The organism is Thalassospira indica (assembly GCF_003403095.1).
Taxonomy (GTDB): domain Bacteria; phylum Pseudomonadota; class Alphaproteobacteria; order Rhodospirillales; family Thalassospiraceae; genus Thalassospira; species Thalassospira indica.
In genome coordinates this window covers 3,843,536-3,867,132 of sequence record NZ_CP031555.1, presented here as the reverse complement: position 1 = coordinate 3,867,132, position 23,597 = coordinate 3,843,536, and the positions used below count along the sequence as shown (strand labels likewise).

Below are 23,597 nucleotides of genomic sequence, written 5' to 3'. Positions count from 1 at the left end.
TATCGTATAGTTCTAAGATGAATTTTGTCTAATAGGGGCTGCTATGCCCGGTTTTCGTAGGGTAATCAGGAAGCCTGCGAAGTAAAAACCACCCAGAACCAATGCCGCCCCGGCCCAGCCGTTTTGATCGATCATCGCCCCGGCAAACGGGGGAACGATAACGACAAAAATCTCGGCGAACTGGGCCAGCATGCCCTGCAGGGCGGGCATGGAAAGACCTTCCTTGGCGATACTTGGCAAAAGTGCAAAGCAGGTTCCGGCAACAGCGCCCTGACAGATGTTAAAGATGATCAGTGCGGTAATGCTAAGCGGTACAGAGGTGCTGATATAGAGGGTCGAAATGGCAGCCGCCATCATCGGCAAAAATACAATCAGAATGGTCCGGCCAGCAACATCACGGCCCAGAACAGTTCCGGCGCCAACACTGCCAATAACATTTCCGGCAATTGCGGTTGTACCGATGATCCCGGCCGACAGCGTAATGCCAATATCAAGGTTATCGGCCAGCATGGCCGGCATGAATGCCAACGCGGCCGACGTTGCACCGGCAAAGGCGGCAAAGGTCAGCGCCACCTGAAGGGCCGCGCGCGATTTCAAAACACCGAGCACCCCGACAACAAGCGATCGCCGCGCCGTCCCGATTTCGGGTTTTTCCATCAGGGCAAGAAGCGGCAGCAAGACCAGAACCGGCAGGGTGCAAACCCCAACAGCGATCCGCCAGTCCATCCATGTTGTCACAGCCGCACTGACCCAGTTGCCAAGGGCAATGCCAACCGGGATAAAGGTGCCCCATATGCTCATGGCCATGGCAACAAGCTTGGGGTTTGTGAAGGCCGCCATCCAGCTTGGCGCACCAACAACAATCAGAAGATAGCCAACGCTGGTGACAATCCGCCCGACATATAGAAGGCTGCTCACATTGGCGGTCGCAAAGATCAGCGCGCCCGCAACCATCATCATGCAGCCAAGCACGAGTGATCTTCTCAATCCCGCCCGTGCGGCCCACACACCGGCTGGAATGGCACACAGCGCGCCTGCTGCGGTGATCAGGGACGCTACCAGTCCGAACTCCGCCTGACTAAGCCCGAAGCTTGCGCGCAAGTCAGGCGCAATCGGGCCAATCAGACCGACCTGCATCGAGGCGGTCAATCCAAGTCCATAAAGAATGATAACGGCGGTGATGGGTGGCATGGATCAGTTCCGGGCAGGACGGTGCACTTGAAGGGACTGATTACCGATATTCTGGAAAGAATGCCACGTATGAAATATGCGCGGATGATCCGTATCAGATATGAACCGGCTTCTGATCAAACCCGGTGGTCAGGCGCACTGCCGTGCCATCAGACAGGAAAAACCGTTCCCAAAGGATATAGGTATCGACAATCCGCAGCGGTGCGCCCTCCCGGCGGGAGTTTTCAAAGGTCAGGTTATCGGTCTGATCCTCGTGCCAGCCAAGGTCATGCAGGCTTTTTTCGGCTGATGCGATTTCCGGGGTCGCAAAGCACCACAGCGAGGTGCCCAGCAGCGGCGTACTATCACGTTGCCATTCGTTTTCACGCGGACGCGACAAACAAAGAAGACGGTGCGATCTGTCTTCGATCAGGTGGACACGCTGTGACGAATGCAAAACCAGCCGTTTGATCGCCTGATCAAGGCGGAAATTGCGTTTGCGCGTCATCATTTGATGGATCAGGCCATATTGCAGCGGGGCCGGGCTTTGCGCGCCGGTTTCCCATCGTGAAACGGTTGCCTGCGTCACGCCCAGAATATCGGCCAGACGCGATTGTTTGATATCGCTTGAGCGCCGCCACTGGCGCAAAAGGCGACCAAATTCCTTGTCTGGTGAACTATTGGACAGGCGTTTCATGACGATCAACCGGTAGTGCTGGTACCCAAATCTATCACAGAATACGCTGACGGGCAGCTTTGCTGCAATCAGGCGATAAAACGCCCGATATCAATCTGGCAGCGGCCATATTTGCGACTGTCGCACAGATAAAAATCGTCAAGCGCGATTTCCGGATCGCGCGGATCGCGTTCGGCAACAATCAGAGTGTTATCATCAATCCACCCGGCCTGTGCCAGGGCTGTGATGCTGGGCGCGATCAGGTCTTTGCCATAGGGCGGATCGAGAAACACCATGCTGGCCGGTGTGCTTGCGCGCGGTGGCTTGGTGGCATCCGCACGTCGTGCACTTGCCTGATCGGCAATGCGAAGGGTGTCGATGTTTTGTTCGATGATCGCAATCGCCTTGCGGTCATTGTCAAAGAACACTGCGCGTTCCGCCCCGCGTGAAATGGCTTCAAGGCCAAGCGCACCCGATCCGGCAAAGGCATCAAGGATCACGCCGTCAAACAGCGGGTTGAAGTCATCCTCATACCAGCGCGATGCGTGTGACAGGATGCTAAACAGGGCTTCGCGCACCCGATCAAGGGTCGGGCGCGTTTCACGTCCTTCAGGTGCGTTCAAAAGCCTGCCACGATGGGTGCCACCGACAATCCGCATTCAGCTTAGTCCTTCTTGCCGCGCGGACGGTTGCCGGACGGCTTGCGGCCTGGCGCACTATGTGTGGTGTCGCCAGAACGACCAGCAGGTTTTCCCGATGGTTTGCCGTTTGGCTTTCCACGGCCGCGCCCTTCGATGAAGCCCGGTTTGCCTTCGCGGCCACCAGTCCCCCGTCCGCCATCACGACCGCCATCACGCCCACCGGCAGCTTTGCCTTCGGCGCTGTAACGGCCACGGCCCTTGTTTGTCGGTCGGGATGATCCGCGTTCTTCGCGCATATCGCGTTCCTGCCGATCCCCGCCAGAAGCCGGTTTGCCACGGCCACCGGCACGCGGGGCAGCCCCGATGCGCGGGCCTTTCCGTGCAGCACCACCAGACGGACGTTCGCGGGATTCACGCTGTTCGTCGGCCTCGGCATTCTGGGCGGCGGCGTTCGGACCACCTTGCGGGCGTTTGCGCTGGGCTGGTTGGCCAAAGACGGTGCGCGGGGCCTTCGGGCGCGATGTGCCACCACGGGCAACCGATTTCTTTTCGGAAACCTTGGAATAGTCGCCCTTAAAGAACGCAGCCAACTGTTCTTTCATCACCTTGCCGGTGATTTCCTCGCACTCGCCAGGCGCCAGATTGCCGAGCTGGAACGGGCCATAGGACACACGCATCAGGCGGGTAACCGGCCAGCCAAGATGTTCCATCACGCGGCGGATTTCACGGTTCTTGCCTTCGCGAAGTGTGACCGTCATCCAGGCATTGGTGCCTTTCTGAACATCGACCTCGGCCTGGATGGAACCGTAATTAATGCCATCGACCGTAACACCGTCTTCAAGCTGTTTAAGCTTGGCCTCGTCGATCTGACCATGCACGCGCACGCGGTAACGCCGCGCCCAGCCGGTGGCAGGCAGTTCAAGATAACGGGCAAGCTCGCCATCATTGGTCAGCAACAGCAACCCTTCGGAGTTCAAATCCAGTCGACCAACCGAAATCACGCGCGGAATGTAACTTGGCAGATGTTCAAACACCGTATCGCGGCCCTGCTCATCGCGGTGGCTGGTGACCAGACCGCGCTTTTTAAACAGGCGCCAAAGACGCGGCTTTTCCTTTTCCGGCAGCGGCTTGCCATCGACGATGATTTCATCTTCGTCGGTGACGGTGACTGCCGGGGTATCAAGCTTCTTGCCATTCAGGCGTACAAGCCCCTCGGCGATCATGCGTTCGGCATCACGTCGGGAGCAAACACCAGATCGCGCAATGCGCTTGGCAATGCGTTCGGGCTTGTTGTCATCCGGGGTGGTGTTCTTGTCGCTCATTTGCGGGCCTCGGAAATCAGGGCGTCGAAAATCTTCGCATCGCCCGAACTGATATGGAATTCGGGATGCCACTGGACCCCGAGACAATAACGATATTTCGGATGCTCAATCCCCTCGATCACGCCATCAGGGGCATAGGAATTGATGATCACATCCGGGCCAACACCCGCCACCGCCTGGTGGTGGGCGGAATTGACCGAAAGACTTTTCACATCGCCAACGATCTTGGCCAGAAGCGTATCGGGCTCGACGGTGACATCATGGCCGGGCTCGTTGCGCGGGTTCGGCTGTTCGTGGGGCAGGCAGTTTTCAACCGCATCCGGGATATGCTGGATCAACGACCCGCCCAGAATAACGTTCAAAAGCTGCTGACCACCGCAAATGCCCAGAACCGGCATGTCGCGCTTAAGCGCGCCTTCGGCCATCGCCCATTCAAATTTGGTGCGTCGGTCCTTGGTGACAACCGTGTCGTGTTTTTCCGTCGCACCAAACAGGCTCGGATCCACGTCAAACGCGCCACCGGTCACGACCAGTCCGTCAATAAGATCCAGCAGATCGGGAACCAGTTCCACCTCGTGGGGCAAAGGCATTGGAATGCCGCCCGCCTCGGTTACCGCACCGGCATAGTTTTCACGCAGCGCATACCAAGGGAATTTGGAATAGCCCCCCGGTTCTTCGGAATCGAGTGTGATACCAATGATCGGCTTGCGCGTGGTCATGATCGAAATAGCCTTGATGCTGGTGACAGGTTCGCGAATAAAGTCACGCGGAAACTACCTGTGTAACCCTTTAAGGGCAACGGCAATTCACGCGGATGGTCCATGCGTTTCTGCGGGCCGTCGCCAGTAAAGCTTCTCCGGCAACCTGCCAGATGATGGCTTGACCCATTATCTGCATGGTAGCACTGTGAGCATACACGCCCTAAAATGAAGTAAAAACAAGATCAGCCCTGACAATCGACCTGATTTGTCAGATGGCACAAGCGGGATGGAAAGATCATGAGTGCAGACAGCTATATGGATATGGCACTTGAAGAAGCCCGCGCTGCCGCGCGTCGGGGCGAAGTGCCCGTCGGTGCCGTTCTGGTCGATGCTGATAGCGGCGAGGTTTTGGCACGTGCCGGAAACCTGACCGAGGAAATGAACGATCCAACGGCACACGCCGAAATCCTCGTCATCCGGGCCGCTGCCGGGGCCAAGGGCGAACCAAGACTTCCCAATTGCGATCTGTATGTCACGCTTGAACCTTGCCCGATGTGCGCAACCGCCATTTCATTTGCCCGTCTGCGGCGGGTTTATTTCGGGGCCTATGACCCCAAGGGTGGTGGCGTTGATCACGGCCCGCGCGTGTTTGAAAGCACAAGCTGCCATCACCGCCCGGAAGTCTATGGCGGCATTGGCGAGGTAGAGGCGGCCAAGCTTTTGAGGGATTTCTTTGGATCTCTGAGGTGAATTGATTGACCATATTCCCTTTCCAGAAACCTGGTTTTGGAAAGCTTTCTTGGCAAAGGGAACACTCGGCTCCGGTTTTTCTCTACTAGGATTTTTTAATGGTGACGAAGGGAAAGCCTGAGGAATTCAGGGGCACACTTAGTCCATCGACTGCTGCGGAGGGCATAAATGCCGCCTTCAGAAATGCGCGTCGTTTGTTGGACGACGCCAAGTTGCTATTCAGCGAAATGAGATATCCAACAGCTTCCTCTATTGCGGCTTTGGCAATAGAGGAAGCCGGAAAATCCTCTATCATTCGGAGCATAGTACTTGCGGGTGACGCCCCTGAAGTTTCCAAGGAATGGAAGCGCTATCGAGATCATCGATCAAAAAACGGTGCTTGGATACTTCCAAGTCTTGCAAAGGATGGAGGTAGATACCTTAAAGATTTTTCTTCAGTGGTCGACAGAAACGGCGAGCACACAGTTTTGCTCAATAGCGTTAAACAATTGGGTTTATACACTGACTGCTACGGCAATTCTCACTGGTCGGAGCCTGAAAAGGTTATAGATCGTGAATTGGCAGGGCAATTAATCCACACTGCGGAGTTGTTGTGTATTAAGCGCGATGTCACTGTTAGAGAAATTGAATTATGGATAGAGTATATTCAGCCCGTGAACGGAACTTCCAAAATGGCTCAAGGTCTCATTCAATGGGCCGAAAAGATGCATGAGGAAGGCCTCTCTGAGACAACACCAGAAGATTTCATGCAATTTGTTCTTGGCGAGTGGTCTAGTTAGCGCTCCGATTTATTCGGAGAGGCGCAATATTTCTAGTGCCTCAGTCTTTTTGACTGAAAAGGCTGCTTAGTCTTTGGCTGTTTCACGAAACATCACCATGCCACCGTGATACAGGACATCATTTTCGAAATAGCCATCGGCGGTAAAACCGGTGTCATCCTGATAGGTGATGTAGTTGCCTGAAACCTGATAGTCGCCCTGATAGGCTGACTTCCGTTCGCCACGGGCCTCGTCATAGCGGCCGTCGGCACGCAGTTTCTGGCGGATATGACCATCCTTGGTCACCCACATGCCGACATACGGGTGCGGGGCGATTTCAGCGCTTTTGTTCATACCGGCCTCCTGTTGGGGCCATGCTGGTGATGCGAACACCACCAGCATGGAAAGAAAACACAAGGATTGCAGAATGATCTTCATCAAAATGCCGATGCCGTCGGGCGGACAATAACTTCGTTGATGTCGACATCTGCGGGCTGATCAAGGGCATAAAGCACAGCCCGCGCAATCGCATCCGGGGTCAGGGATATCTGACGGAACTGGGTCAGAAGCTCCTTGCTGTTCGGATCGGAAATATCGTGACCCAGTTCGGTCTCGACCACGCCCGGCGAAATGGTGGTGACACGGACATTGGTACTTTCCTGACGCAGGCCTTCGGAAATCGCCCAGACCGCGTATTTGGTTCCGCAATAGACAGCAGCACTTGAATATACGTTATGTGCCGCAATGGACGCGGTGTTGATGACATGGCCGCCACCCTGTTGTTCAAACAGCGGCAGGACAGCTGCAATGCCGTTCAGAACACCGCGAATATTGACGTTGATCATGTTGTCCCATTCGTCGGTTTTCAGTGCCGACATCGGGGCAAGCGGCATCACGCCGGCATTGTTGAAGATCGCATCCACACGGCCATAAAGGTTGTTTGCGTTGTAAACCAGTGCCTCGACGCTATCGGCATTGGTGACATCCACCGAACGGGCCATGGCACGGCCGCCAGCAGCTTCGATTTCGGTGGCAATCTCATCAAGGCGTTCTGTACGGCGTGCGCCAAGAACCACATTGGCCCCGCGGGAGGCAAGAAGGCGGGCGGTGGCTTCGCCAATGCCGCTGCTGGCACCGGTGATGATAACGGTTTTGTTTTCGACATGGTTGATCGGGTTCGACATGACATGCTCCTTGGGTTGGTGTGTCGGTGTTTGTGTCGTGGCGCCTACTCTGTCGATAAATCCCCGATTGATGAATACACAGAACTGGAATTGGATTGCCTAATCCTCCAAATTCGAGATTGAGTGCTTTGTCCGCGTGAAGGCGCGTGTATAGTGGGCCTATGGAAAACAAAGGGTTTTGCGATGGATAGCTATCAGAAGCTGTGTGGCCTGATTGACAAATACTGCGAGGCGGACGGTGCTGTGCGCACGGCTGTTGAGCCGGTCTGGATGTTTCGGTCAACCGGTCCGACCCTCAAGGTGCCAACGATTTACAAGCCTTGCCTGTGTCTGATTATCTCAGGCGCAAAGGAAGTCACGCTGGGGGATGAGCTTTATCGCTATGAGCCCGGCCAACTGCTGGCGGCATCGGTCGATTTGCCACTTGTTGGCCATGTGACGCTGGCGGCCGAGGATGCGCCGTATCGCAGCCTGTCACTTGATCTGGATGCGAAGATCCTTGGCGAACTTGTTGCCAACATGGATATCAAGATGGGCGCAGACGGAGAAAGCACACGCGGGCTTTTTGTTGAAAAGACAACCGAAAGCCTGACTGATGCTGTCTTGCGGGTGGTTGAGCTGCTTGATCGTCCCGATGATGTGCCGGTGATGTTGCCGCTTTTGATGCGCGAAGTGCATTATCGCTTGTTATGTACCGCCAAGGGGGCGGCGATTGCGGGGCTTGCCATCGGCGGCAGCAATATGCAGCGCATCTCGGCAGCCCTTCAACTGATCAAGGATAATTTCGACAAGCCGCTTAAGGTGGAAGACTTGGCAAATCGTGCCAATATGAGCCCGTCTTCCTTCCATCACCACTTCAAACAGGTGACAGCCATGAGCCCGCTTCAGTACCAAAAGCGGCTCCGCCTGACCACGGCGCGTCAGATCATGCTGGCCGAAATGAAGGATGCGGCATCTGCGGCCTACGCGGTCGGGTATGAAAGCGCGTCACAGTTCAGCCGCGAATATGCCCGCATGTTTGGGGCACCGCCAATCCGCGATGTCATGGCGATCCTTGGGCAGGGCGGGGCCAGCCAGTCTGCCGACATGGCCCCGCATTAACATTAACCCTGTTGCTGGTTGCCAACGGCCGGCAGGTGCTGGAACATCCAGGTTTCACTTAAGGGGCCGTCACCGCGTTTCAGATACATGCGCAGGTCAACCGGATCATTGCCCGCCGCCTTAAGGTCAAAGGCCGCCCGCCAGATGCGGGTATCCATGATCGGTTCGATCTTGGTGCGGACAATCTCCCCGCGCGAGGATGTCACAACCACTTCAGGGAATTCGCCGTAGGCAAGGGTTCCCAGAACCTCACCCTCGAACTCGACCGAAAACTTGATTTCGTCCTTGGGCCGGTTGGTGCCGGGCTCTCCGCCACGGCCCATGCGGGTTGCGGTCGCACGCGCCAGTTCCTTGACCGGGAACGGGTTATGGGCCTGCCAATACAGGCGGTATTTGAATTGATACGCATTGCCCGCCTTGGCGGGGCCATTCGGGACCCAGAAGGCGGCAATGTTATCGTGGATTTCATCGTCGGTCGGGATTTCGATCAACTGCACCGCACCGTCATTCCAGTCCCCCTGCGGTTCGACCCACAGGCTGGGGCGGCGGTGATAACGCACACCATCCAGATAGTTCTTCACATCGCGATCGCGCTGCATCAGACCAAAGCCACGCGGGTTATTGTCGCCAAACGCCGATGCACGGATGGTTTCCGGGTTATTGAGCTGTCGCCAGATGCGTTCGCCGCCGCCGGTCCAAAGCTCCAGCCCGTCGCTGTCATGCACTTCCGGGCGCCAGTCAAAGCGGAACGATTTGTTCTGTTCGGAATACCAGAACATGCTGGTCAGCGGTGCGATGCCAAGCCGTTCGATGTCTTTGCGCAAAAACAGATGTTTTTCGACATCCATCGTCACCCCTTCGCCGCGATAAAGCAGGAATTTATAAGCCCCCGTGATGCTGGGCCCATCCAGCAGGGCATAGACCGTGACCGGGTCTTCGGGGTTTTTGGCCGGTTCGATAAAGAATTGACGGAAATCGGGGAATTCTTCGGGAACCGAGGTCGCCGTATTGACCGCAATGCCGCGCGCCGACAGGCCATATTGGCCTTCATCGCCAATGGCGCGGAAGTACGATGCGCCAAGAAACGCCGCCCAGTCCTGGGTTTTCCAGTCATCGCGCGCCTGATTTTCATGCAGGCGGAAACCGGCAAAGCCGCTATTGGCAGGCAACTGGCGGGCAATGCTGTCTTCAGGCATGTCAAAGTAATCGGGCTTATAGATCACTTCGCGTGCCTGTCCGTTTTCCAAAAGGTACATATGCACCGGTTTGGCGAAATACATACCCAGATGGAAGAAGGTCAGCGGATAGGTGCCTGATCCATCGGAAAACGGCGAATGGTCGCGTTTGTAATGCAGCTTGCCATGGGTGTCGTAATCGATCTTGCCGACAATTTCCGGGTTTGGCGCAATGGGTGCTTCATATGCCGATGCGGCCATGGATTTGGCGCGTGCAATCAGATCGGCAAAATCAAACGGCTGTGCCGAACCCAGATCAAGGCCGTCGACATCTGCCAAAGCATGCTGATAGATCGACATTCCCGGCAGGATAAGACCGGCTGCCGCGATGGATTTCAAAAAGCGTCTGCGTTCAACAGAAGTCGTCATGTTCATCACATTCCTGTGGTTTGAGGTGTCGGGAAAGCATACCCGGCAGTGTGGAGGTAATCGGGATGAAACATGGCAAATTCAAGGTCGTATCAATTGCTTTTTATGCATGGAGGCGCAGCGTTAATGCCACTGGTGGTCTGCCAATTTCCTTGACCGTGTTTTTGGTTTAATCTAACCGTGACGTGTCGGTATCCGAATATCGGATAAAGGGAATTCGAGATGGGCCGAATATGGGCTCATTAACCGAAGCTGCCCCCGCAACTGTAGGCGGCGAGCATTTTTCTGACCAATGCCACTGGGATCAACCCGGGAAGGCCAGGGAAAATGCGTTGACCCGTAAGCCAGGAGACCTGCCGACACGAAGACGACGGACCGGGCGGGGTGCCCCGGAGAATGTCGGTACGTGTCTTGGCCCAACAGTTTAGCCCAGGTTTTCTAAGCTTTAAGGCCGACATCTTCCGCCATCTCCTGACACTTTTGCCAGTCCATTGACAGCAGCAAAGGTGATGTTATGTTATAACATAACATTTGACGATGTGTTGGAGCTGGATCATCCAAAACGGTCCCGGATCAGCGCATCAGCAAGAGGGAACTAAAAGTGATCAATCACGATAAACGTGTACTGGCGGTCGGGGTGTTTGCCGCTGGTCTTATTTCATCTGTTTCATTTGCGTCCGCAACCGAATATCCGCTGAGTATCGAGAACTGCGGCACTATGTTGCAATTTGATGCGGCCCCGGAACGCGTGGTTTCGCTGGGCCAAAGCACGACCGAAATTCTTTATTTGCTGGGGCTGGCCGACAAGGTCAAGGGCACGGGTGTCTGGTTTGGCCCGGTGATGGATGAATTCAAGGACGTCAACGCATCTGTGCCGCGTCTGGCCGACAATGATCCGGGGTTCGAAACCGTTGTCGCGCAAAAGCCGCAACTGGTTGCCACCCAGTATCAGTGGCATGTCGGGCCCAAGGGCACCGTCGGCACCACCGAACAGTTCAACGAATTGTCCATTCCGGTCTACACAGCACCTGCTGATTGTGTGGGCAAGGACAATGCCGGTGGCGGTGACGGGGTGCGTCACGAAGGCTTCACCATGGATCTGATTTATCGCGAGATTTCCGATTTTGCGCAAATCTTTGATGTGGAAGATCGCGGCGACGCGCTGATTGCAAGCCTGAAGGAACGTCAGGAAAGCTCATTGGCGCGTGTGACGGCAAGCGGCCATGACAATGTTTCCGCTGTCTTCTGGTTCTCCAGCCCCGAAATCAACAGAGATCCCTATGTGGCCGGTAAAAACGGCGCCGCGGGCTATATCGCCGGTAAACTTGGTGTTCGCAACATCATCGACAGCAATGAAGAATGGCCAACAGTTGGCTGGGAAACCATCGCGCGCGCAAACCCTGATATCATCGTGATCGGTAAAATGGGACGTCGGCGTTTTCCGGCTGATGACTGGCAGGTCAAGATGGACTTCCTGAAAACCGATCCGGTAGCAAGTCAGATGAAGGCGGTGCGCAATGGCAATATCGTGGTGATGGACGCCCAGTCGATGGATCCGACCATCCGCCTGATCAATGGTATTGAAACACTTGCCGAAGCGGTCGAAAGACTGAGCGCTTCGAACTGACCTGCACTGCCAAAGGCGCCTGATATGCCCGGAGAATTCAATGTTTGAAACAACGCCAGTGCAGCAGCCGGTTCAGCCACCTCGGCAATCGCTGGCGGGGCGGGCATATCTTGTGCGGGCCGGTGTCAGTCTTGGCGCCCTGGTTTTGCTTGTTGGCGTCATCGCGATGGCCGCGGCCAAGGGGGAAACACACATTCCCCTTGGCACCGTGCTTCAGACCATTGCCAATCATCTTTGGCAGGCGGGCTATGACGTTGATCCGATTGATGCCGGGATCATCTGGAATTACCGGATATCGCGCGCCATGGTGGCGGCGGCCTGCGGCGCGTCCCTTGCGCTATCGGGCGCAGTGTTGCAGGCGCTTTTGCGCAATAGTCTGGCGGATCCCTATTTGTTGGGGATTTCGGCCGGGGCATCGACCGGTGCGGTCAGTGTTGCCATTCTGGGGTTCGGGGCAGGCATGGTTTCCCTGTCACTTGGCGCCTTTGTCGGCGCGCTGGTGGCATTCGGGTTTGTTGCCCTTTTGGCCATTCCGGCCGGGCGCGGGGCAGGTGCGATCATTCTTGCCGGGGTCGCGGGATCGCAACTTTTTAACGCGTTAACGTCATTCATCGTGACCAAGGCCGCCACGGCGGACGAGGCACGCGGGGTGATGTTCTGGTTGCTTGGTAATTTAAGTGGCGTGCGTTGGCCCGATGTCTATCTTGCACTCCCGGTGGCCGTTATTGGCTTGCTGGTTTGCCTTTGGTATTCGCGGGCGCTCGATGCCTTTACCTTTGGAGTGGAATCGGCGGCATCCCTTGGTGTGCCGGTGCGCCGGGTTTATGTGGTGTTGATTGCCATTGCCGCATCGATGACGGCCGTCATGGTCACTATTGTCGGGTCCATCGGCTTTGTCGGGTTGGTCATTCCCCATGCCGCGCGGTTCTTTGTCGGGACACGGCATGGCTTTCTGTTGCCGGCATCTGCCCTGATCGGGGCGGTGTTCCTTGTGGCGGCCGATATTGTATCGCGCATCATTCTTGATGGTCAGGTCCTGCCCATCGGGGTGATCACGGCCCTGATCGGTGCACCGGCCTTTGCGATCATCCTGTGTCATGGGCGGGTATTGCGATGAGCCTTGAATTACGCAATGTCGGCTGGAATGCCGGATTCAAAAAAATCATCAGCGACGTGTCGCTTCGGGTGACACGTGGCGAGTTTCTTGGCGTGATCGGGCCAAACGGGTCGGGCAAAACCAGCATGATGTCGGTTCTGGGCGGCATTCGTGCACCCTCGACCGGGCAGGCGTTGCTGGGGGATCAGCCGATGAAGAAAATCGGTCGGCGCAACCTTGCCCGTCATATAGGTTTTGTCGAACAACAGGCCGACACCATCGACCGCATTACCGTGCGCGATGCCGTCGCGCTTGGTCGAACGCCATATCTTAGTTTGCTGACACCATGGTCAGGGCACGACGACGCCATCGTGTGCGAAGCCCTTGCCAGTGTTGAAATGGGGCCATTTGCGGACCGGATGTGGCATACGCTTTCGGGCGGTGAAAAGCAGCGCGTTCACATCGCCCGTGCCTTGGCCCAGCAGCCCGATTTCCTGTTGCTTGATGAACCCACCAACCATCTTGATATCCATCATCAGCTGGGCCTGCTGGAACTGGTGCGCGCACTGCCGGTCACTGTGGTTGCCGCCCTCCATGATCTAAACCATGCGGCGATGTTTTGTGACCGGATTGCGATGATGGATTGTGGCAAGCTGATTGCGCTTGGTACACCCGAACAGATTTTGACATCGCAAAACCTTCGCGATGTTTTCGGGGTTGCCGCCGATATCGAGATTGATGATCAGGGCCGCTGCCATATCCGCTATCACGCCGGAAACCAGAAATCTTTGGCCATAAAAAAAGACCGGGTTGCGTAACCCGGCCTTCGATTTTGGTAGCTTGGTTTGCTTGCAGCTTAGCCCTGTTCGCGGGCAACCGCGCGCCAGCCGATATCGCGGCGGCAGAAACCACCATCCCAATCAATTGCATCAACCGCCTCATAGGCACGTTTCTGCGTTTCGGTGACCGTCGCGCCGCGCGCGGTTACACCAAGAACGCGGCCACCGGTTGCAACCAGCTTGTCGCCATCCATCTTGGTACCGGCATGCAGGACTTTGACCTTGTCCATGGCGTCCGCCGCCGGGACGTTTTTGATCTCGGTGCCTTTTTCGTAGGATCCCGGATACCCCTTGGCGGCCATGACAACGACCATCGCGGTTTCATCGTGCCATTCCGGTTTGACTTTATCGAGCGTGCCGGTGGCTGCCCCGTCCAGGATATCAAGCACGTCCGATTTCAAACGGGTCATCAGCACCTGACATTCCGGGTCGCCAAACCGAATGTTGTATTCGATCAGTTTCGGGTTGCCCGTATCGTTAATCATCAGACCGGCAAACAGCACGCCCTTGAACGGATGGCCTTCTGCGGCCATGCCCTTGACGGTTGGGATAATGATCTGATCCATGACCTTGGCTTCGACCGCATCGGTAAAGACCGGGGCCGGGGAATAGGCCCCCATGCCGCCCGTATTGGGGCCGGTGTCGCCTTCGCCAACCGCCTTGTGATCCTGGGCCGCGACCAGCGGAATGACGTTTTCGCCATCACAAACAGCAAAAAATGAGGCTTCCTCACCTTTGAGGAATTCCTCGATCACGATTTCCGCACCGGCATCACCAAACTTGCCGCCCACCATGCATTCTTCAATGGCAGCAAAGGCTTCGTCATTTGTCATACAAATGGTCACACCCTTGCCCGCCGCCAGACCATCGGTCTTGACCACAATCGGTGCGCCCTGTTTTTCGACAAACGCCTTGGCGTCTTTGGGATCGGTAAAACGGCCATAGGCAGCAGTCGGCACACCGAACTTTGCCACCATGTCCTTCATGAAGCCCTTGGAGCCTTCAAGCTGGGCGGCTGCCTTGGAACAACCGAATGATTTGATGCCCACGGCATCCAGCGCATCAACAAGGCCCGCAACAAGCGGGGCCTCGGGGCCGACAACGACCAGATCAACCGCGTTGTCCTTGGCAAATTTTACCAGACCATCGATGTCGCCATCGGAAATCGCAACGCATTCGGCCGAATCCGCGATACCGGCATTGCCCGGTGCACACCACAGTTTGGAAATGCGCGGGCTGCGCGCAATTGCCCAGCACAATGCGTGTTCACGTCCGCCGCCGCCAACGACCAGAACCTTCATGACTTTATCCTTCGACTTGTCCGATTGCTTGATGGTCCATGCGCGATGAACTAGGCTAGACCCAATTGCCACCCCGCAAAATTATTAGGCGGGCTTTTAGCATAAAGTACCCTTGATGACGCAAGATTTGTTCGACCCTTATGCCCCGGTTCCCGAAACGCCCGTAAAATCGGGAAATGCACCCGAATTTTCGGTTTCCGACCTGTCAAACGCACTGAAGCGGACTGTGGAGGATGCGTTTTCGTTCGTGCGGGTGCGCGGCGAAATTTCCGGGTTCAAACGCGCCAGCAGCGGGCATATGTACCTTGCGTTGAAAGACGACAAGGCGGTGATTGATGGCGTGTGCTGGCGCGGGCAGGCGGCCAAACTTGGCCTTGTGCCCGAAGACGGCATGGAAGTCATCGTTACCGGGCGGCTCACAACATTTCCGGGCCGATCAAAATACCAGATCGTCATCGAGACGATGGAAGTCGCGGGCGAAGGCGCGCTTTTAAAGCTTCTGGAAGAACGCAAAAAGAAACTCGCCGCCGAAGGGCTTTTTGATCCCGACCGCAAAAAACCGATCCCGTTCCTTCCCGATGTTATCGGCATTGTTACATCGCCCACGGGTGCCGTGATCCGCGATATTATGCATCGCCTGCGCGATCGTTTTCCGCGCCGGGTTTTATTGTGGCCAGTACTCGTGCAGGGGCAAGGAGCCGCCGAACAGGTGGCCGAAGCCGTGCGGGGCTTTAATGATCTTCTGCCCTATGGCCAGATCCCGCGCCCGGATGTGTTGATCGTTGCGCGCGGTGGTGGGTCACTTGAAGATCTGTGGTCGTTTAACGAGGAAGTCGTTGCCCGCGCGGTGGCCGAGTCTGATATTCCGGTAATTTCGGCGGTCGGCCATGAAACCGACACCACCCTGATCGATTTTGTTTCGGACCTGCGGGCACCGACGCCCACCGGGGCGGCGGAAAAGGCCGTTCCGGTCCGGGTTGAGCTGATTGGTCAGGTCGAGGAAGATGGTCTTCGTCTGGCGCAAGCCGTCCGGCGTTTGGGCGTTGAAAAGAAAACGGCGCTTGAAAGTCTGGCGCGTGGTTTGGGCGATCCCAAACGCATGCTCGAGGAGCGCAGCCAGACGCTTGATAACTGGGCGGATCGTTTGCCGCGTGCGGCGGTCAATGTCACGCAGCAGGCGCGTGCCCGCCTGAACGAGGCCAGTGCACGACTGGTCAGCCCGCGTGAACAGCTTTCAGAAAAGCGCGGGCGTTTGGAAAACGCGGCATTGCGTTTGGATGGTGCGATGAAATCCGCCCTTCAGATGCAGCAATCGCGCCTTGATCGTGCTGTGGCTGGCCTTCGGCCCAGTGACGCCAAACGCGACATTGCCCGTGCCGACAAACAGATCATTGATCTTGGCACGCGTTTGCAGGGGGCGGTTCGTAATACGCTGACCCGCGAGGCAGAGGGACTTGCACGCTATGACCGGCTTTTGGAAAGTTATTCTTACCGCAATGTGCTGAAACGCGGGTTCGCGGTGGTGCGCGACGTTGACGGCAACCTTGTTGGTAAATCGTCCGATCTTGTCACAGGGCAGACCTATGATCTTGAGATGGGCGATGGCATCACACCTGTTACGGCGGGTGAAGGTGTTGCGACGTCAAAGCCAGCGCAGGGTAAGGATGATAGCGCTACCATCGCGGATCAAAACGCAGCCATCTCTACGCCGGAAAAATCCGCCAAACCCAAACCGGCGAAGAAGAAAAATCCAAGCCCCAAAGACGACGACAGACAAGGGAGCCTTCTGTAATGCGTATGACCATTTCCGGCATGCTGGCCGCAGCGGGCCTTTTGGCGGTTAGTCTTTCCGCAGAGGCGGCCGAGCCGACCTATCAGGGGCAGTTTGTTCAGGGCGGGATTGTGTTCGGGCAGACAGATGCCGGATCGGAAGTGCTGCTGGATGATGAGGCGATTGATACCATAGCACCCGATGGCCGGTTTGTTCTGGGGTTCCCGCGCGATTACGAAGGCCCGGCACGGGTCAGCATCCGGCATGCCGATGGCAGTGTCGAGGCGTTCAGTTACGAGATCGGTGATCGCGAATTTAATGTTCAACGGATTGACGGGCTGGCACCCAAAATGGTTACGCCCGATCCGGAAGTTATCAGCCGCATTCAGGATGATTCACGCCAGGCCCGCGAAGCGCGCACCGAACGGTTTACCGAGAACTTTCTGGAAAACGGCTTTATCTGGCCAGCGGTCGGCCCGATCAGCGGGGTTTATGGATCGCAACGGATTTTGAATGGAGAGCCGCGCGCACCGCATTGGGGCGTTGATATTGCGCTTCCGACCGGAAGTCCGGTTGTTGCCCCGGCGGATGGCATTGTGACGCTGGCCCATCCCGATATGTATTTTTCCGGTGCGACACTGTTTATCGATCATGGGCTTGGTGTGGTGTCGGCGTTTTTGCATCTGTCTGAAATTGATGTGCAGGTCGGTGATGTCGTCAAACAGGGCGATTTGATCGGTAAAATCGGTGAGTCAGGTCGTGCGACCGGGCCACATCTGGATTGGCGGGTCAATGTCGGGGCGGCGCGCGTCGATGCCCAGTTGCTGGTGCCGCCAATGGAAGAAGCGCAAAAGACCGCAAACGCCAGTCAGTAACGGGAAAGATAAGCCATGAAAACCCACGGGGCCGTTGCCGCAGGACATGCCGTTACCGCAGATGCGGCGGCCCGTGTGCTTGACGAGGGTGGCAACGCCTTTGACGCGGTGATTGCCGCGATGTGGGCGGCCTGTGTGGCAGAGCCGGTTCTGGCATCGCTTGGCGGCGGCGGGTTTGTCATGGCGCGGCCTTCCGGGCAAACGCCACGGCTGTATGATTTCTTTGTCGAAACGCCGCTTGAAAAGCGATCGCGTGAAAACCTTGAGTTTGAAAGCCGTCTTGCGACCTTTGCCGGTGGCGTAACCCAGGAATTTCATGGTGGCTATGGTTCGGTGGCGACACCGGGCGTGGTGGCGGGGCTTTTTGCCGTCCATGACGATCTTGCCAAACTGCCGATGGCAAAACTGGCGGAGCCGGCGATCCGTGCCGCGCGCGATGGCGTCGAGCTTGATGCCTTTCAGCGTTATGTCATGGGGATTGTCGAGCCGCTTTTGGGCTTTTGCGCCGAAAGCCGCAAGGTGTTTGGCAAGGCCGGCAAAACCGGTGCCGATGAGTTTGAGCTGCTTGATGCCGGTGTGCTTCATCGGCAACCCGATCTGGCAGAAAGCATCAACTATCTGGTCGAGAACGGGGCAGAGGGATTTTACCAAGGTGACCTTGGTGCCGCCCTTGTTCAGGGATGTGCCGAACACGGTGGTTATCTGACAGCACAGGATCTGGCAGGCTATCGAGTTTTGGTGCGTGATCCACTTTTGGTGTCCGGACGCAAGGGGCGGTTTGTCCTGAACCCGCCGCCGGCATCGGGCGGGGTTCTGGTTGGTTTTGGTCTTAAGCTTGCGCGGGAAATGGCATTGGGCGCCTTTGGCTCGGAACGCCATCTTGAAGCGGTGTCGCGGATCATTCATGCCACCGGTTTGGCGCGCAGGGAATATGGTGCGCGTCCGGCGATCCTGGCTGACGAGCTGTGTGAGCGTTATCGTCTGATGATTGGCGAACGCCCGCTTAGTCAGAATGGCACCACCCATATTTCGGTGGTTGATCAGCACGGCAATCTTGCCGCAGCGACGATTTCAAACGGCTCCACATCTGGGCGGGTCGTGCCGGGTACCGGGATCATGATGAACAACATGCTGGGGGAAGCCGATCTGTCGCCGGATGGTTTCCATAACTGGCCGTGTGGTGTTCGTATGACATCAATGATGACGCCGTCGCTTTATCTTGGCCAGGATGGGGCGTCGGTTGCGCTGGGCTCTGGCGGGTCAAACCGGATCCGGTCAACCATGCTGCAGGTGTTGCTTAATATCGATGCGTTTGACATGACCCTGCATAGGGCGATTTCGGCCCCGCGCATGCATGTCGAAGATAAACTGTTATCGGTCGAGCCCGGATTTGATGATGCTTTGCTTGATGGGCTCAGCCTTGGCAATCAACAGCGCTGGGATTGCGAGGACATGTTCTTTGGCGGGGTGCATGCGGCCAAGGTCAATCAGGCGGGCGACATGCTTTCGGCGACCGGGGATGGGCGACGCAATGGTCATCAGATCATCGTTTGATTTATCTGAAACGCTGAATAACGGCGAAAATCAGTGAAAAGATCGCGATCAGAATGATGGCAACCGTTGCGATCAGAAGCGCCTGTTTGGTACGCAGCTCATAGGCCTGTTTGCGTTCGACAAAGACAATCACATCACGGCGCAACTGGTCCATTTCCGGTGCAACATCAAGACTGTTGAGGTAAAGCCTTGCACCTGCGCGTGCCAGAAGATCATTGGTTTTGTTCATCTCGCGGGTGAACAGCGCAAACCGTTCTTCGGTGTCGGCCAGATCATCAAGAAGGTTTTTATCATCCTTCCCGGCCGAGGCAATTGTGATGGTTGTTCGTGTCAGATCGCGCGCATCTTCTTCGATACATTGCGACAATGATTTTCGGGGTTGATCAGAGGTGCATTCGACTTGCCGACTGCCGAATTCTTCAAGGGCACGCTTCAGATGTTCCTTGAGCTGCTGATCAAGCTCGGAAATCCGCAAGCGGATATCACGTGCCGTTTCACGAATGGTCGTGTCGTCCTGGTCAAGCGCCATTGTCGGCCAGACGACAAAGATCGAGCCAGCCAGAATAAGACAGAAAATGATCAGCAAGCGGCGCAAAAAGGCGGGCTCCGAAGACGCGTTCGACAGCGGACGAAATGCCAGTCTGCGCCAACAGGGTTCCTATTCGGTTAATGCCAGATCAAAACTCCAGTCGGATTTACTTCGGCCAACGGCGATGCAGCCAAAGCCATTGTTCGGGACGCTCACGGATCCAGTGTTCCATGATGGCGTTCACATCGGTCATGATTGCCAGAATGTCGGCGCGGCGGTCACCGGTTTTGGTGACTTCAAGTGGCGGATAGAACGTGACGCGGAAATGCGCACCATCCAGGCGTTCTGAACGAACGGGAATGATTGGTGCATCATATTTAAGGGCAAACTGTGCCAGTGCCGGGGCTGTCATCGCATCCCGGCCAAAAAACGGCACGGCGATACCATCTGTCATTTTTTGATCGACCAGCATGCAGGCGTGGCCGCCATCTTTCAGATAGCGCGTGAGCTTACGTGCACCCTCCGGGCCTTTTTTGACCAGTTTCCCCTTAAAGGTTTTGCGGGCCCGCATGAACAGGCCTTCTACCCACGGATTATCCGGCGCGCGATAGACACTCATCATGTCCATATCAAGCACCTCGGCGATGCACATGGTCGCTTCCCAGTTGCCGATGTGACCGGAAAAGAACAGGCCGGGCTTGTCATCGGTCTTGGTGGCGAGGCCATTTTCAATGCCAACGATTTCAATGCGGGGTCCACCCGGGCGCATTTTATGCAGGTGGGGAATTTCGGCAGCCGAACGGCCAAGATTGTCCCACATGCCAACAATGATCTGCTCAATCTCTTCGCGCGACTTTTCCGGGAACGCCGCAACCAGATTGTTGCGTGCCTTTTTGGTCTGACCGACTTTGGGGCCCAGGGTACGCAGAAGCCAACCGCCAACCGCCGATGCCATGTCAACAGGCATCAGCGCAAACATCCAGTAGACCAGATACGCCCCGAAACCCTGAAGCGGGTGGGAGATGTATTTCTGGCGCATTTTGTAAAGTTGGCTGTTCTTATCCATCGGCAAGTACTGATGTCACAATCTTTGCGAGCTGATCTGGTGCCTCGAACACCAGACGAATGTCGAGACTGCTTATGCCGTCCCGGTCCTGTAATGGCAAGCGCATCAGATCCTTTTGGGTCGTGACAAGTGTCGCATCAAGCCGTTCCACCTCGGCACGCAGATCGCCAAGCTCTTGCACCGTGAAGGGATGGTGATCTGAAAAATCACGTGTCTGGATGATTTGCGCGCCAGCCTTTCGGAGGCTGTCATAGAATTTCGAAGGTTGACCAATGCCGGCAAAGGCCAGAACGCGGGATTGATTGAAATCACCCGCGTTGATTGCCTCAATCGATGCGCGCAACACCGGAACGGAAGCCGGAAGGCGCGTGATGAAGTCCGGTGTCTTGTCGCCGATCAGAATGATGGCGCGCACCTTTTCCAGACCACTGATCAGCGGTTCGCGCATGGGGCCTGCGGGCATGACGCGACCATTGCCAATGCCATAATTGCTGTCGATCACAGCAAAACTGCAATCCTTGATCAGGGTTGGATTTTGCAATCCGTCATCAAGAATGATCGCATTTGCACCGGCATCAACCGCCATTTCGGCGCCAAGGGCACGGTTGCGTGAAATCCACGCCGGGCCATGCTGGGCCAGCAAAAGTGGTTCATCGCCGACTTTGTCGGCCGTATCAACGCCCGGATTGACGCGGTGCGGGCCTTCAAGCGATCCGCCATAGCCGCGGCTGACGAAATGCGGTGTGCGGCCAAGGCCTGTCAGAAGATTGTAAAGTGCTACCGCAGTCGGGGTTTTGCCCGCACCCCCGACGGTGAAGTTGCCGACGCAGAAAACCGGGCAGCCGGGATGGCGCGGTGTGGTTGTCAGTTTGCGAAAGCAGGTGCCCGCCCGCCAGGCTGCGGACAGCGGGCTTAGAAGTTTGGGAATGACCCCGTCGTGCTGCCAGAATTCCGGATCACGCATCGCGGGCCTCCTTGATGCCCTTTTGCGCAAACAACGGGCGCAGGGCATCAAGCGTTCGATCCAGTACTTCGGCCTTGGAGTTTGCGTAATCAAGCGCTGCTTTGGCGATTTTCCCTGTGGAGTCAGGATCGCGAAGCAGGGCGGCAACCTGTCTTGCAAGATCATCGGCATCTGTGACCGGGCGGCAGGCACCGTTTGCCAGCATTTCGGTGCTGATGGCGGCAAAGTTGCTCATATCCGGGCCGTGCAAAATGGCGCAGTTCAATCGCGCAGGTTCCAGCGGGTTCTGTCCGCCACCTGCAGACAGGGTTTTGCCCATAAAGACGATTGGCGCGATGCGATAAAACAGGCCAAGTTCACCCATGGTATCGGCAAGATAAACATCGGTACCCGGTGTGATGTCGTGGCCAAGGCTTCGGCGCGAAACCTGCAGGCCCTGTGCGACCAGATCGGCTTCGATATCGTCGGCCCGATCCGGGTGGCGCGGCACGATGATGGTCAGCACGCCACTATGATCGCGGGCGAGTTTTTTGTGCACGTCGCCGGCAATATGTTCTTCGCCCTTAAAGGTGCTTGAGGCGAGCCAGACCGGACGATGACCAATCTGTTCCTGAAGCTTTGCCAGATCAGCCTCATCGGCGGGCAGGGGCGGGGCGGCAAATTTAAGATTACCAACAGCCCGGACCGATGTCGCGCCGAGGCTTTCAAATCGCGTGGTTTCGTCACCGCTTTGGGTCAGGATCAGATCAAACGCGGAAATAACCGGCCGGATAAAGGATGGATAGCGTGAGTATCCCTTAAAGCTTTTTTCCGAAATGCGCCCATTGAGCAATGCAAGGCTGACACCGGCTTTCTTGGCCTTGGTCAGAAGGTTTGGCCAGAAGTCGCTTTCAAGCCAAAGCGCGACATCAGGTTTCCAGTGATGGAGGAAACGCGCGACACAAACCTGACGGTCGATCGGGACGAACTGGTGAATGACCCCCTTGGGCAGGCGGGCATGCATCATGGTCGCCGATGTGACCGTGCCGGTTGTCACCAGAATGGATGCCGACGGATAGAGACGACGGATTTCATCAATCACCGGCAAGACTGAGAGGGATTCCCCCACACTGGCCCCGTGGATCCACACCAGATGGCCCTTGGGGCGGGCCGCACCCGGATGACCAAAGCGTTCACCAATGCGCCCAGCGTCTTCCTTGCCACGGTTTTTGCGACGGTTCAGATAAAGGTTTAGCGCCGGACCAAGCAGGCGGGTTGCCGCGCGATAGGCGTAAAACAGGCTCATGACCCGGTTTCCCCCGCCGCAATGGCAGATCGCTTTTGCTTGGGCAGTTCATCGGGGGCAGCAGGCGGGATCACAGCAAGACCAAGTTCACGATCGGTTTCCTGGGTGAGCCTGGTCAGGGCGTTTTCAAGCTCGATCCGTTTGGCTTCCATGCCTTCGTCATCAAGCTTGCGGTCGACAAAAATCGGATCGCCCCAGTGAAAAACACCGCGTGAAAAGGGCAGGGGTAAAATGAAGCGATCCCAACTTTGAATGACCTTGCGGTTGGAGGCCGAATAGGTCAGCGGGAAAATCGGCACACCGGCCATACGGGCAGCCTGAATGATCCCGTCGGATGCCCGCATGCGGGGGCCGCGTGGACCATCTGGCGTCATGCCGACAACTTCACCGGCTTTCAGCGCCTTTAGAATCTGGCGCAGGGCCGCAGCACCGCCTTTGCCCTTGCCGGTCGATCCGGCGATGGTTTTGATATCAAAGCGCGCAATCGTCCGAGAAATGATTTCCCCGTCACGATGCGATGAAATCAACATGTTAAACGGGCGGTCCCCGCCGACAGATCGCCAGGTATAGGGCATCATCAAAAGACGTTGATGCCAGAAGGCAACGATAAACGGTTTGCCTTCCGTCAGGTAGTGTGCCGGATGGTCACCACCTTTGGTGCGCCAGCGTCCTGTGGCACGCATCAGGCGCACATAAAACGCCGCCAGCCAGCACAGTGTGCTGCGCATTGTATCGCTTTTTATGATCCGTTTATGCCACTGCACGCCCGATATTCCCGAAGTT

At 56.5% G+C, this 23,597-nt stretch carries 23 protein-coding genes and 1 riboswitch; of the genes, 9 read left to right on the top strand and 14 right to left on the bottom strand.

What is annotated here, in order from left to right; translation table 11 throughout:
• Positions 1-12: 12 nt before the first annotated feature.
• From DY252_RS18180 to DY252_RS18160, 5 genes are all read right to left on the bottom strand, one after another.
• Positions 13-1,191, bottom strand: coding sequence for an MFS transporter (locus DY252_RS18180; protein WP_064788971.1), 1,179 nt, complete (start codon positions 1,189-1,191; stop codon positions 13-15).
• A gap of 94 nt (positions 1,192-1,285) precedes the next feature.
• Positions 1,286-1,867 carry a helix-turn-helix domain-containing protein gene (locus tag DY252_RS18175; protein WP_064788970.1) on the bottom strand — a complete coding sequence of 194 codons (582 nt, stop codon included), beginning with the start codon at positions 1,865-1,867 and terminating at the stop codon, positions 1,286-1,288.
• A gap of 68 nt (positions 1,868-1,935) precedes the next feature.
• Entirely contained in the window at positions 1,936-2,505 is a 570-nt protein-coding gene (gene rsmD / locus DY252_RS18170; RefSeq protein ID WP_064788969.1) for a 16S rRNA (guanine(966)-N(2))-methyltransferase RsmD, read from the bottom strand.
• Positions 2,506-2,510: 5 nt separating this feature from the next.
• Positions 2,511-3,809 (bottom strand): pseudouridine synthase, encoded by a 1,299-nt coding sequence (locus DY252_RS22370; protein WP_064788968.1) that lies wholly within the window; start codon positions 3,807-3,809, stop codon positions 2,511-2,513.
• The gene (locus DY252_RS18160; protein WP_064788967.1) at positions 3,806-4,528 is read right to left on the bottom strand and encodes a gamma-glutamyl-gamma-aminobutyrate hydrolase family protein; all 723 of its coding nucleotides are present in this window, start codon (positions 4,526-4,528) and stop codon (positions 3,806-3,808) included. The genes DY252_RS22370 and DY252_RS18160 overlap by 4 nt, the downstream gene beginning before the upstream one ends.
• A 279-nt stretch (positions 4,529-4,807) precedes the next feature.
• Here DY252_RS18160 and DY252_RS18155 point away from each other — a divergent pair, with 279 nt between their 5' ends.
• Complete coding sequence (locus tag DY252_RS18155) at positions 4,808-5,260, top strand: nucleoside deaminase (protein ID WP_064788966.1); 453 nt, start codon at positions 4,808-4,810, stop codon at positions 5,258-5,260.
• 98 nt (positions 5,261-5,358) lie between these two features.
• Positions 5,359-6,039: an AbiV family abortive infection protein gene (locus DY252_RS18150; protein WP_064788965.1), complete on the top strand. Its 681-nt coding sequence runs from the start codon at positions 5,359-5,361 to the stop codon at positions 6,037-6,039.
• A 66-nt stretch (positions 6,040-6,105) separates the two neighbouring features.
• Here the strand turns inward: DY252_RS18150 and DY252_RS18145 are convergent, their stop codons facing one another.
• On the bottom strand, positions 6,106-6,372 hold the full coding sequence (locus DY252_RS18145; RefSeq protein WP_231959717.1) for an Atu4866 domain-containing protein: 267 nt from the start codon (positions 6,370-6,372) through the stop codon (positions 6,106-6,108).
• Between the two features lie 83 nt (positions 6,373-6,455).
• The gene (locus tag DY252_RS18140) at positions 6,456-7,202 is read right to left on the bottom strand and encodes an SDR family oxidoreductase (RefSeq protein ID WP_008891513.1); all 747 of its coding nucleotides are present in this window, start codon (positions 7,200-7,202) and stop codon (positions 6,456-6,458) included.
• Between the two features lie 183 nt (positions 7,203-7,385).
• Here DY252_RS18140 and DY252_RS18135 point away from each other — a divergent pair, with 183 nt between their 5' ends.
• Entirely contained in the window at positions 7,386-8,303 is a 918-nt protein-coding gene (locus tag DY252_RS18135) for an AraC family transcriptional regulator (protein WP_064788963.1), read from the top strand.
• Positions 8,304-8,305: 2 nt separating this feature from the next.
• On the opposite strand, the gene DY252_RS18130 is transcribed toward DY252_RS18135, so the two are convergent.
• Positions 8,306-9,907, bottom strand: a complete 1,602-nt coding sequence (locus tag DY252_RS18130) for an OpgD/OpgG family glucan biosynthesis protein (RefSeq protein ID WP_064789070.1) — start codon at positions 9,905-9,907, stop codon at positions 8,306-8,308.
• 172 nt (positions 9,908-10,079) lie between these two features.
• A riboswitch (cobalamin riboswitch) is annotated at positions 10,080-10,282 on the top strand.
• Between the two features lie 226 nt (positions 10,283-10,508).
• Between DY252_RS18130 and DY252_RS18125 the strand changes: the two genes are divergently transcribed.
• Genes DY252_RS18125 through DY252_RS18115 form a run of 3 tightly spaced genes read left to right on the top strand, consistent with a single transcriptional unit; the run spans position 10,509 to position 13,448 of the window.
• A complete protein-coding gene (locus tag DY252_RS18125) occupies positions 10,509-11,534 on the top strand; it encodes an ABC transporter substrate-binding protein (protein ID WP_082923485.1) in 1,026 nt (341 codons plus the stop codon).
• Between the two features lie 40 nt (positions 11,535-11,574).
• The gene (locus DY252_RS18120) at positions 11,575-12,651 is read left to right on the top strand and encodes a FecCD family ABC transporter permease (protein WP_082923484.1); all 1,077 of its coding nucleotides are present in this window, start codon (positions 11,575-11,577) and stop codon (positions 12,649-12,651) included.
• A complete protein-coding gene (locus tag DY252_RS18115; protein WP_064788962.1) occupies positions 12,648-13,448 on the top strand; it encodes an ABC transporter ATP-binding protein in 801 nt (266 codons plus the stop codon). The genes DY252_RS18120 and DY252_RS18115 overlap by 4 nt, the downstream gene beginning before the upstream one ends.
• 38 nt (positions 13,449-13,486) lie before the next feature.
• Here the strand turns inward: DY252_RS18115 and purD are convergent, their stop codons facing one another.
• On the bottom strand, positions 13,487-14,770 hold the full coding sequence (gene purD / locus DY252_RS18110) for a phosphoribosylamine--glycine ligase (protein WP_064788961.1): 1,284 nt from the start codon (positions 14,768-14,770) through the stop codon (positions 13,487-13,489).
• 115 nt (positions 14,771-14,885) lie between these two features.
• Between purD and xseA the strand changes: the two genes are divergently transcribed.
• The 3 genes from xseA to DY252_RS18095 are packed head-to-tail and all read left to right on the top strand — an operon-like array spanning position 14,886 to position 18,970.
• Positions 14,886-16,562, top strand: coding sequence for an exodeoxyribonuclease VII large subunit (gene xseA, locus DY252_RS18105; RefSeq protein ID WP_064788960.1), 1,677 nt, complete (start codon positions 14,886-14,888; stop codon positions 16,560-16,562).
• Positions 16,562-17,416, top strand: coding sequence for a M23 family metallopeptidase (locus tag DY252_RS18100; protein ID WP_064788959.1), 855 nt, complete (start codon positions 16,562-16,564; stop codon positions 17,414-17,416). Before xseA ends, DY252_RS18100 begins: the two co-directional genes overlap by 1 nt.
• Before the next feature lie 15 nt (positions 17,417-17,431).
• Positions 17,432-18,970: a gamma-glutamyltransferase family protein gene (locus DY252_RS18095; RefSeq protein WP_064788958.1), complete on the top strand. Its 1,539-nt coding sequence runs from the start codon at positions 17,432-17,434 to the stop codon at positions 18,968-18,970.
• Position 18,971: 1 nt separating this feature from the next.
• On the opposite strand, the gene DY252_RS18090 is transcribed toward DY252_RS18095, so the two are convergent.
• The 5 genes from DY252_RS18090 to DY252_RS18070 all read right to left on the bottom strand — a co-directional run bounded on the left by DY252_RS18090 (position 18,972) and on the right by DY252_RS18070 (position 23,542).
• Complete coding sequence (locus DY252_RS18090) at positions 18,972-19,565, bottom strand: hypothetical protein (protein ID WP_063087311.1); 594 nt, start codon at positions 19,563-19,565, stop codon at positions 18,972-18,974.
• A 100-nt stretch (positions 19,566-19,665) separates the two neighbouring features.
• Positions 19,666-20,565, bottom strand: coding sequence for an LpxL/LpxP family acyltransferase (locus DY252_RS18085; protein ID WP_064788957.1), 900 nt, complete (start codon positions 20,563-20,565; stop codon positions 19,666-19,668).
• A complete protein-coding gene (lpxK, locus tag DY252_RS18080) occupies positions 20,558-21,529 on the bottom strand; it encodes a tetraacyldisaccharide 4'-kinase (protein WP_064788956.1) in 972 nt (323 codons plus the stop codon). Before lpxK ends, DY252_RS18085 begins: the two co-directional genes overlap by 8 nt.
• Positions 21,522-22,814, bottom strand: a complete 1,293-nt coding sequence (locus tag DY252_RS18075; protein ID WP_064788955.1) for a 3-deoxy-D-manno-octulosonic acid transferase — start codon at positions 22,812-22,814, stop codon at positions 21,522-21,524. The genes lpxK and DY252_RS18075 overlap by 8 nt, the downstream gene beginning before the upstream one ends.
• Complete coding sequence (locus tag DY252_RS18070) at positions 22,811-23,542, bottom strand: lysophospholipid acyltransferase family protein (protein ID WP_064782158.1); 732 nt, start codon at positions 23,540-23,542, stop codon at positions 22,811-22,813. Before DY252_RS18070 ends, DY252_RS18075 begins: the two co-directional genes overlap by 4 nt.
• Between the last annotated feature and the right edge of the window lie 55 nt (positions 23,543-23,597).

Bases quoted from the DNA above. Each gene is read 5' to 3' on its own strand.
- xseA (WP_064788960.1), top strand. From the start codon at position 14,886: ATGACGCAAGATTTGTTCGACCCTTATGCCCCGGTTCCCGAAACGCCC.
- DY252_RS18070 (WP_064782158.1), bottom strand. From the start codon at position 23,542: ATGCGCAGCACACTGTGCTGGCTGGCGGCGTTTTATGTGCGCCTGATG.
- DY252_RS22370 (WP_064788968.1), bottom strand. From the start codon at position 3,809: ATGAGCGACAAGAACACCACCCCGGATGACAACAAGCCCGAACGCATT.
- DY252_RS18120 (WP_082923484.1), top strand. From the start codon at position 11,575: ATGTTTGAAACAACGCCAGTGCAGCAGCCGGTTCAGCCACCTCGGCAA.
- DY252_RS18150 (WP_064788965.1), top strand. From the start codon at position 5,359: ATGGTGACGAAGGGAAAGCCTGAGGAATTCAGGGGCACACTTAGTCCA.
- rsmD (WP_064788969.1), bottom strand. From the start codon at position 2,505: ATGCGGATTGTCGGTGGCACCCATCGTGGCAGGCTTTTGAACGCACCT.
- DY252_RS18100 (WP_064788959.1), top strand. From the start codon at position 16,562: ATGCGTATGACCATTTCCGGCATGCTGGCCGCAGCGGGCCTTTTGGCG.
- DY252_RS18095 (WP_064788958.1), top strand. From the start codon at position 17,432: ATGAAAACCCACGGGGCCGTTGCCGCAGGACATGCCGTTACCGCAGAT.
- DY252_RS18180 (WP_064788971.1), bottom strand. From the start codon at position 1,191: ATGCCACCCATCACCGCCGTTATCATTCTTTATGGACTTGGATTGACC.
- DY252_RS18130 (WP_064789070.1), bottom strand. From the start codon at position 9,907: ATGACGACTTCTGTTGAACGCAGACGCTTTTTGAAATCCATCGCGGCA.
- DY252_RS18135 (WP_064788963.1), top strand. From the start codon at position 7,386: ATGGATAGCTATCAGAAGCTGTGTGGCCTGATTGACAAATACTGCGAG.
- DY252_RS18155 (WP_064788966.1), top strand. From the start codon at position 4,808: ATGAGTGCAGACAGCTATATGGATATGGCACTTGAAGAAGCCCGCGCT.
- DY252_RS18160 (WP_064788967.1), bottom strand. From the start codon at position 4,528: ATGACCACGCGCAAGCCGATCATTGGTATCACACTCGATTCCGAAGAA.
- DY252_RS18085 (WP_064788957.1), bottom strand. From the start codon at position 20,565: ATGGATAAGAACAGCCAACTTTACAAAATGCGCCAGAAATACATCTCC.
- purD (WP_064788961.1), bottom strand. From the start codon at position 14,770: ATGAAGGTTCTGGTCGTTGGCGGCGGCGGACGTGAACACGCATTGTGC.
- DY252_RS18075 (WP_064788955.1), bottom strand. From the start codon at position 22,814: ATGAGCCTGTTTTACGCCTATCGCGCGGCAACCCGCCTGCTTGGTCCG.
- DY252_RS18115 (WP_064788962.1), top strand. From the start codon at position 12,648: ATGAGCCTTGAATTACGCAATGTCGGCTGGAATGCCGGATTCAAAAAA.
- DY252_RS18175 (WP_064788970.1), bottom strand. From the start codon at position 1,867: ATGAAACGCCTGTCCAATAGTTCACCAGACAAGGAATTTGGTCGCCTT.
- lpxK (WP_064788956.1), bottom strand. From the start codon at position 21,529: ATGCGTGATCCGGAATTCTGGCAGCACGACGGGGTCATTCCCAAACTT.
- DY252_RS18145 (WP_231959717.1), bottom strand. From the start codon at position 6,372: ATGAACAAAAGCGCTGAAATCGCCCCGCACCCGTATGTCGGCATGTGG.
- DY252_RS18140 (WP_008891513.1), bottom strand. From the start codon at position 7,202: ATGTCGAACCCGATCAACCATGTCGAAAACAAAACCGTTATCATCACC.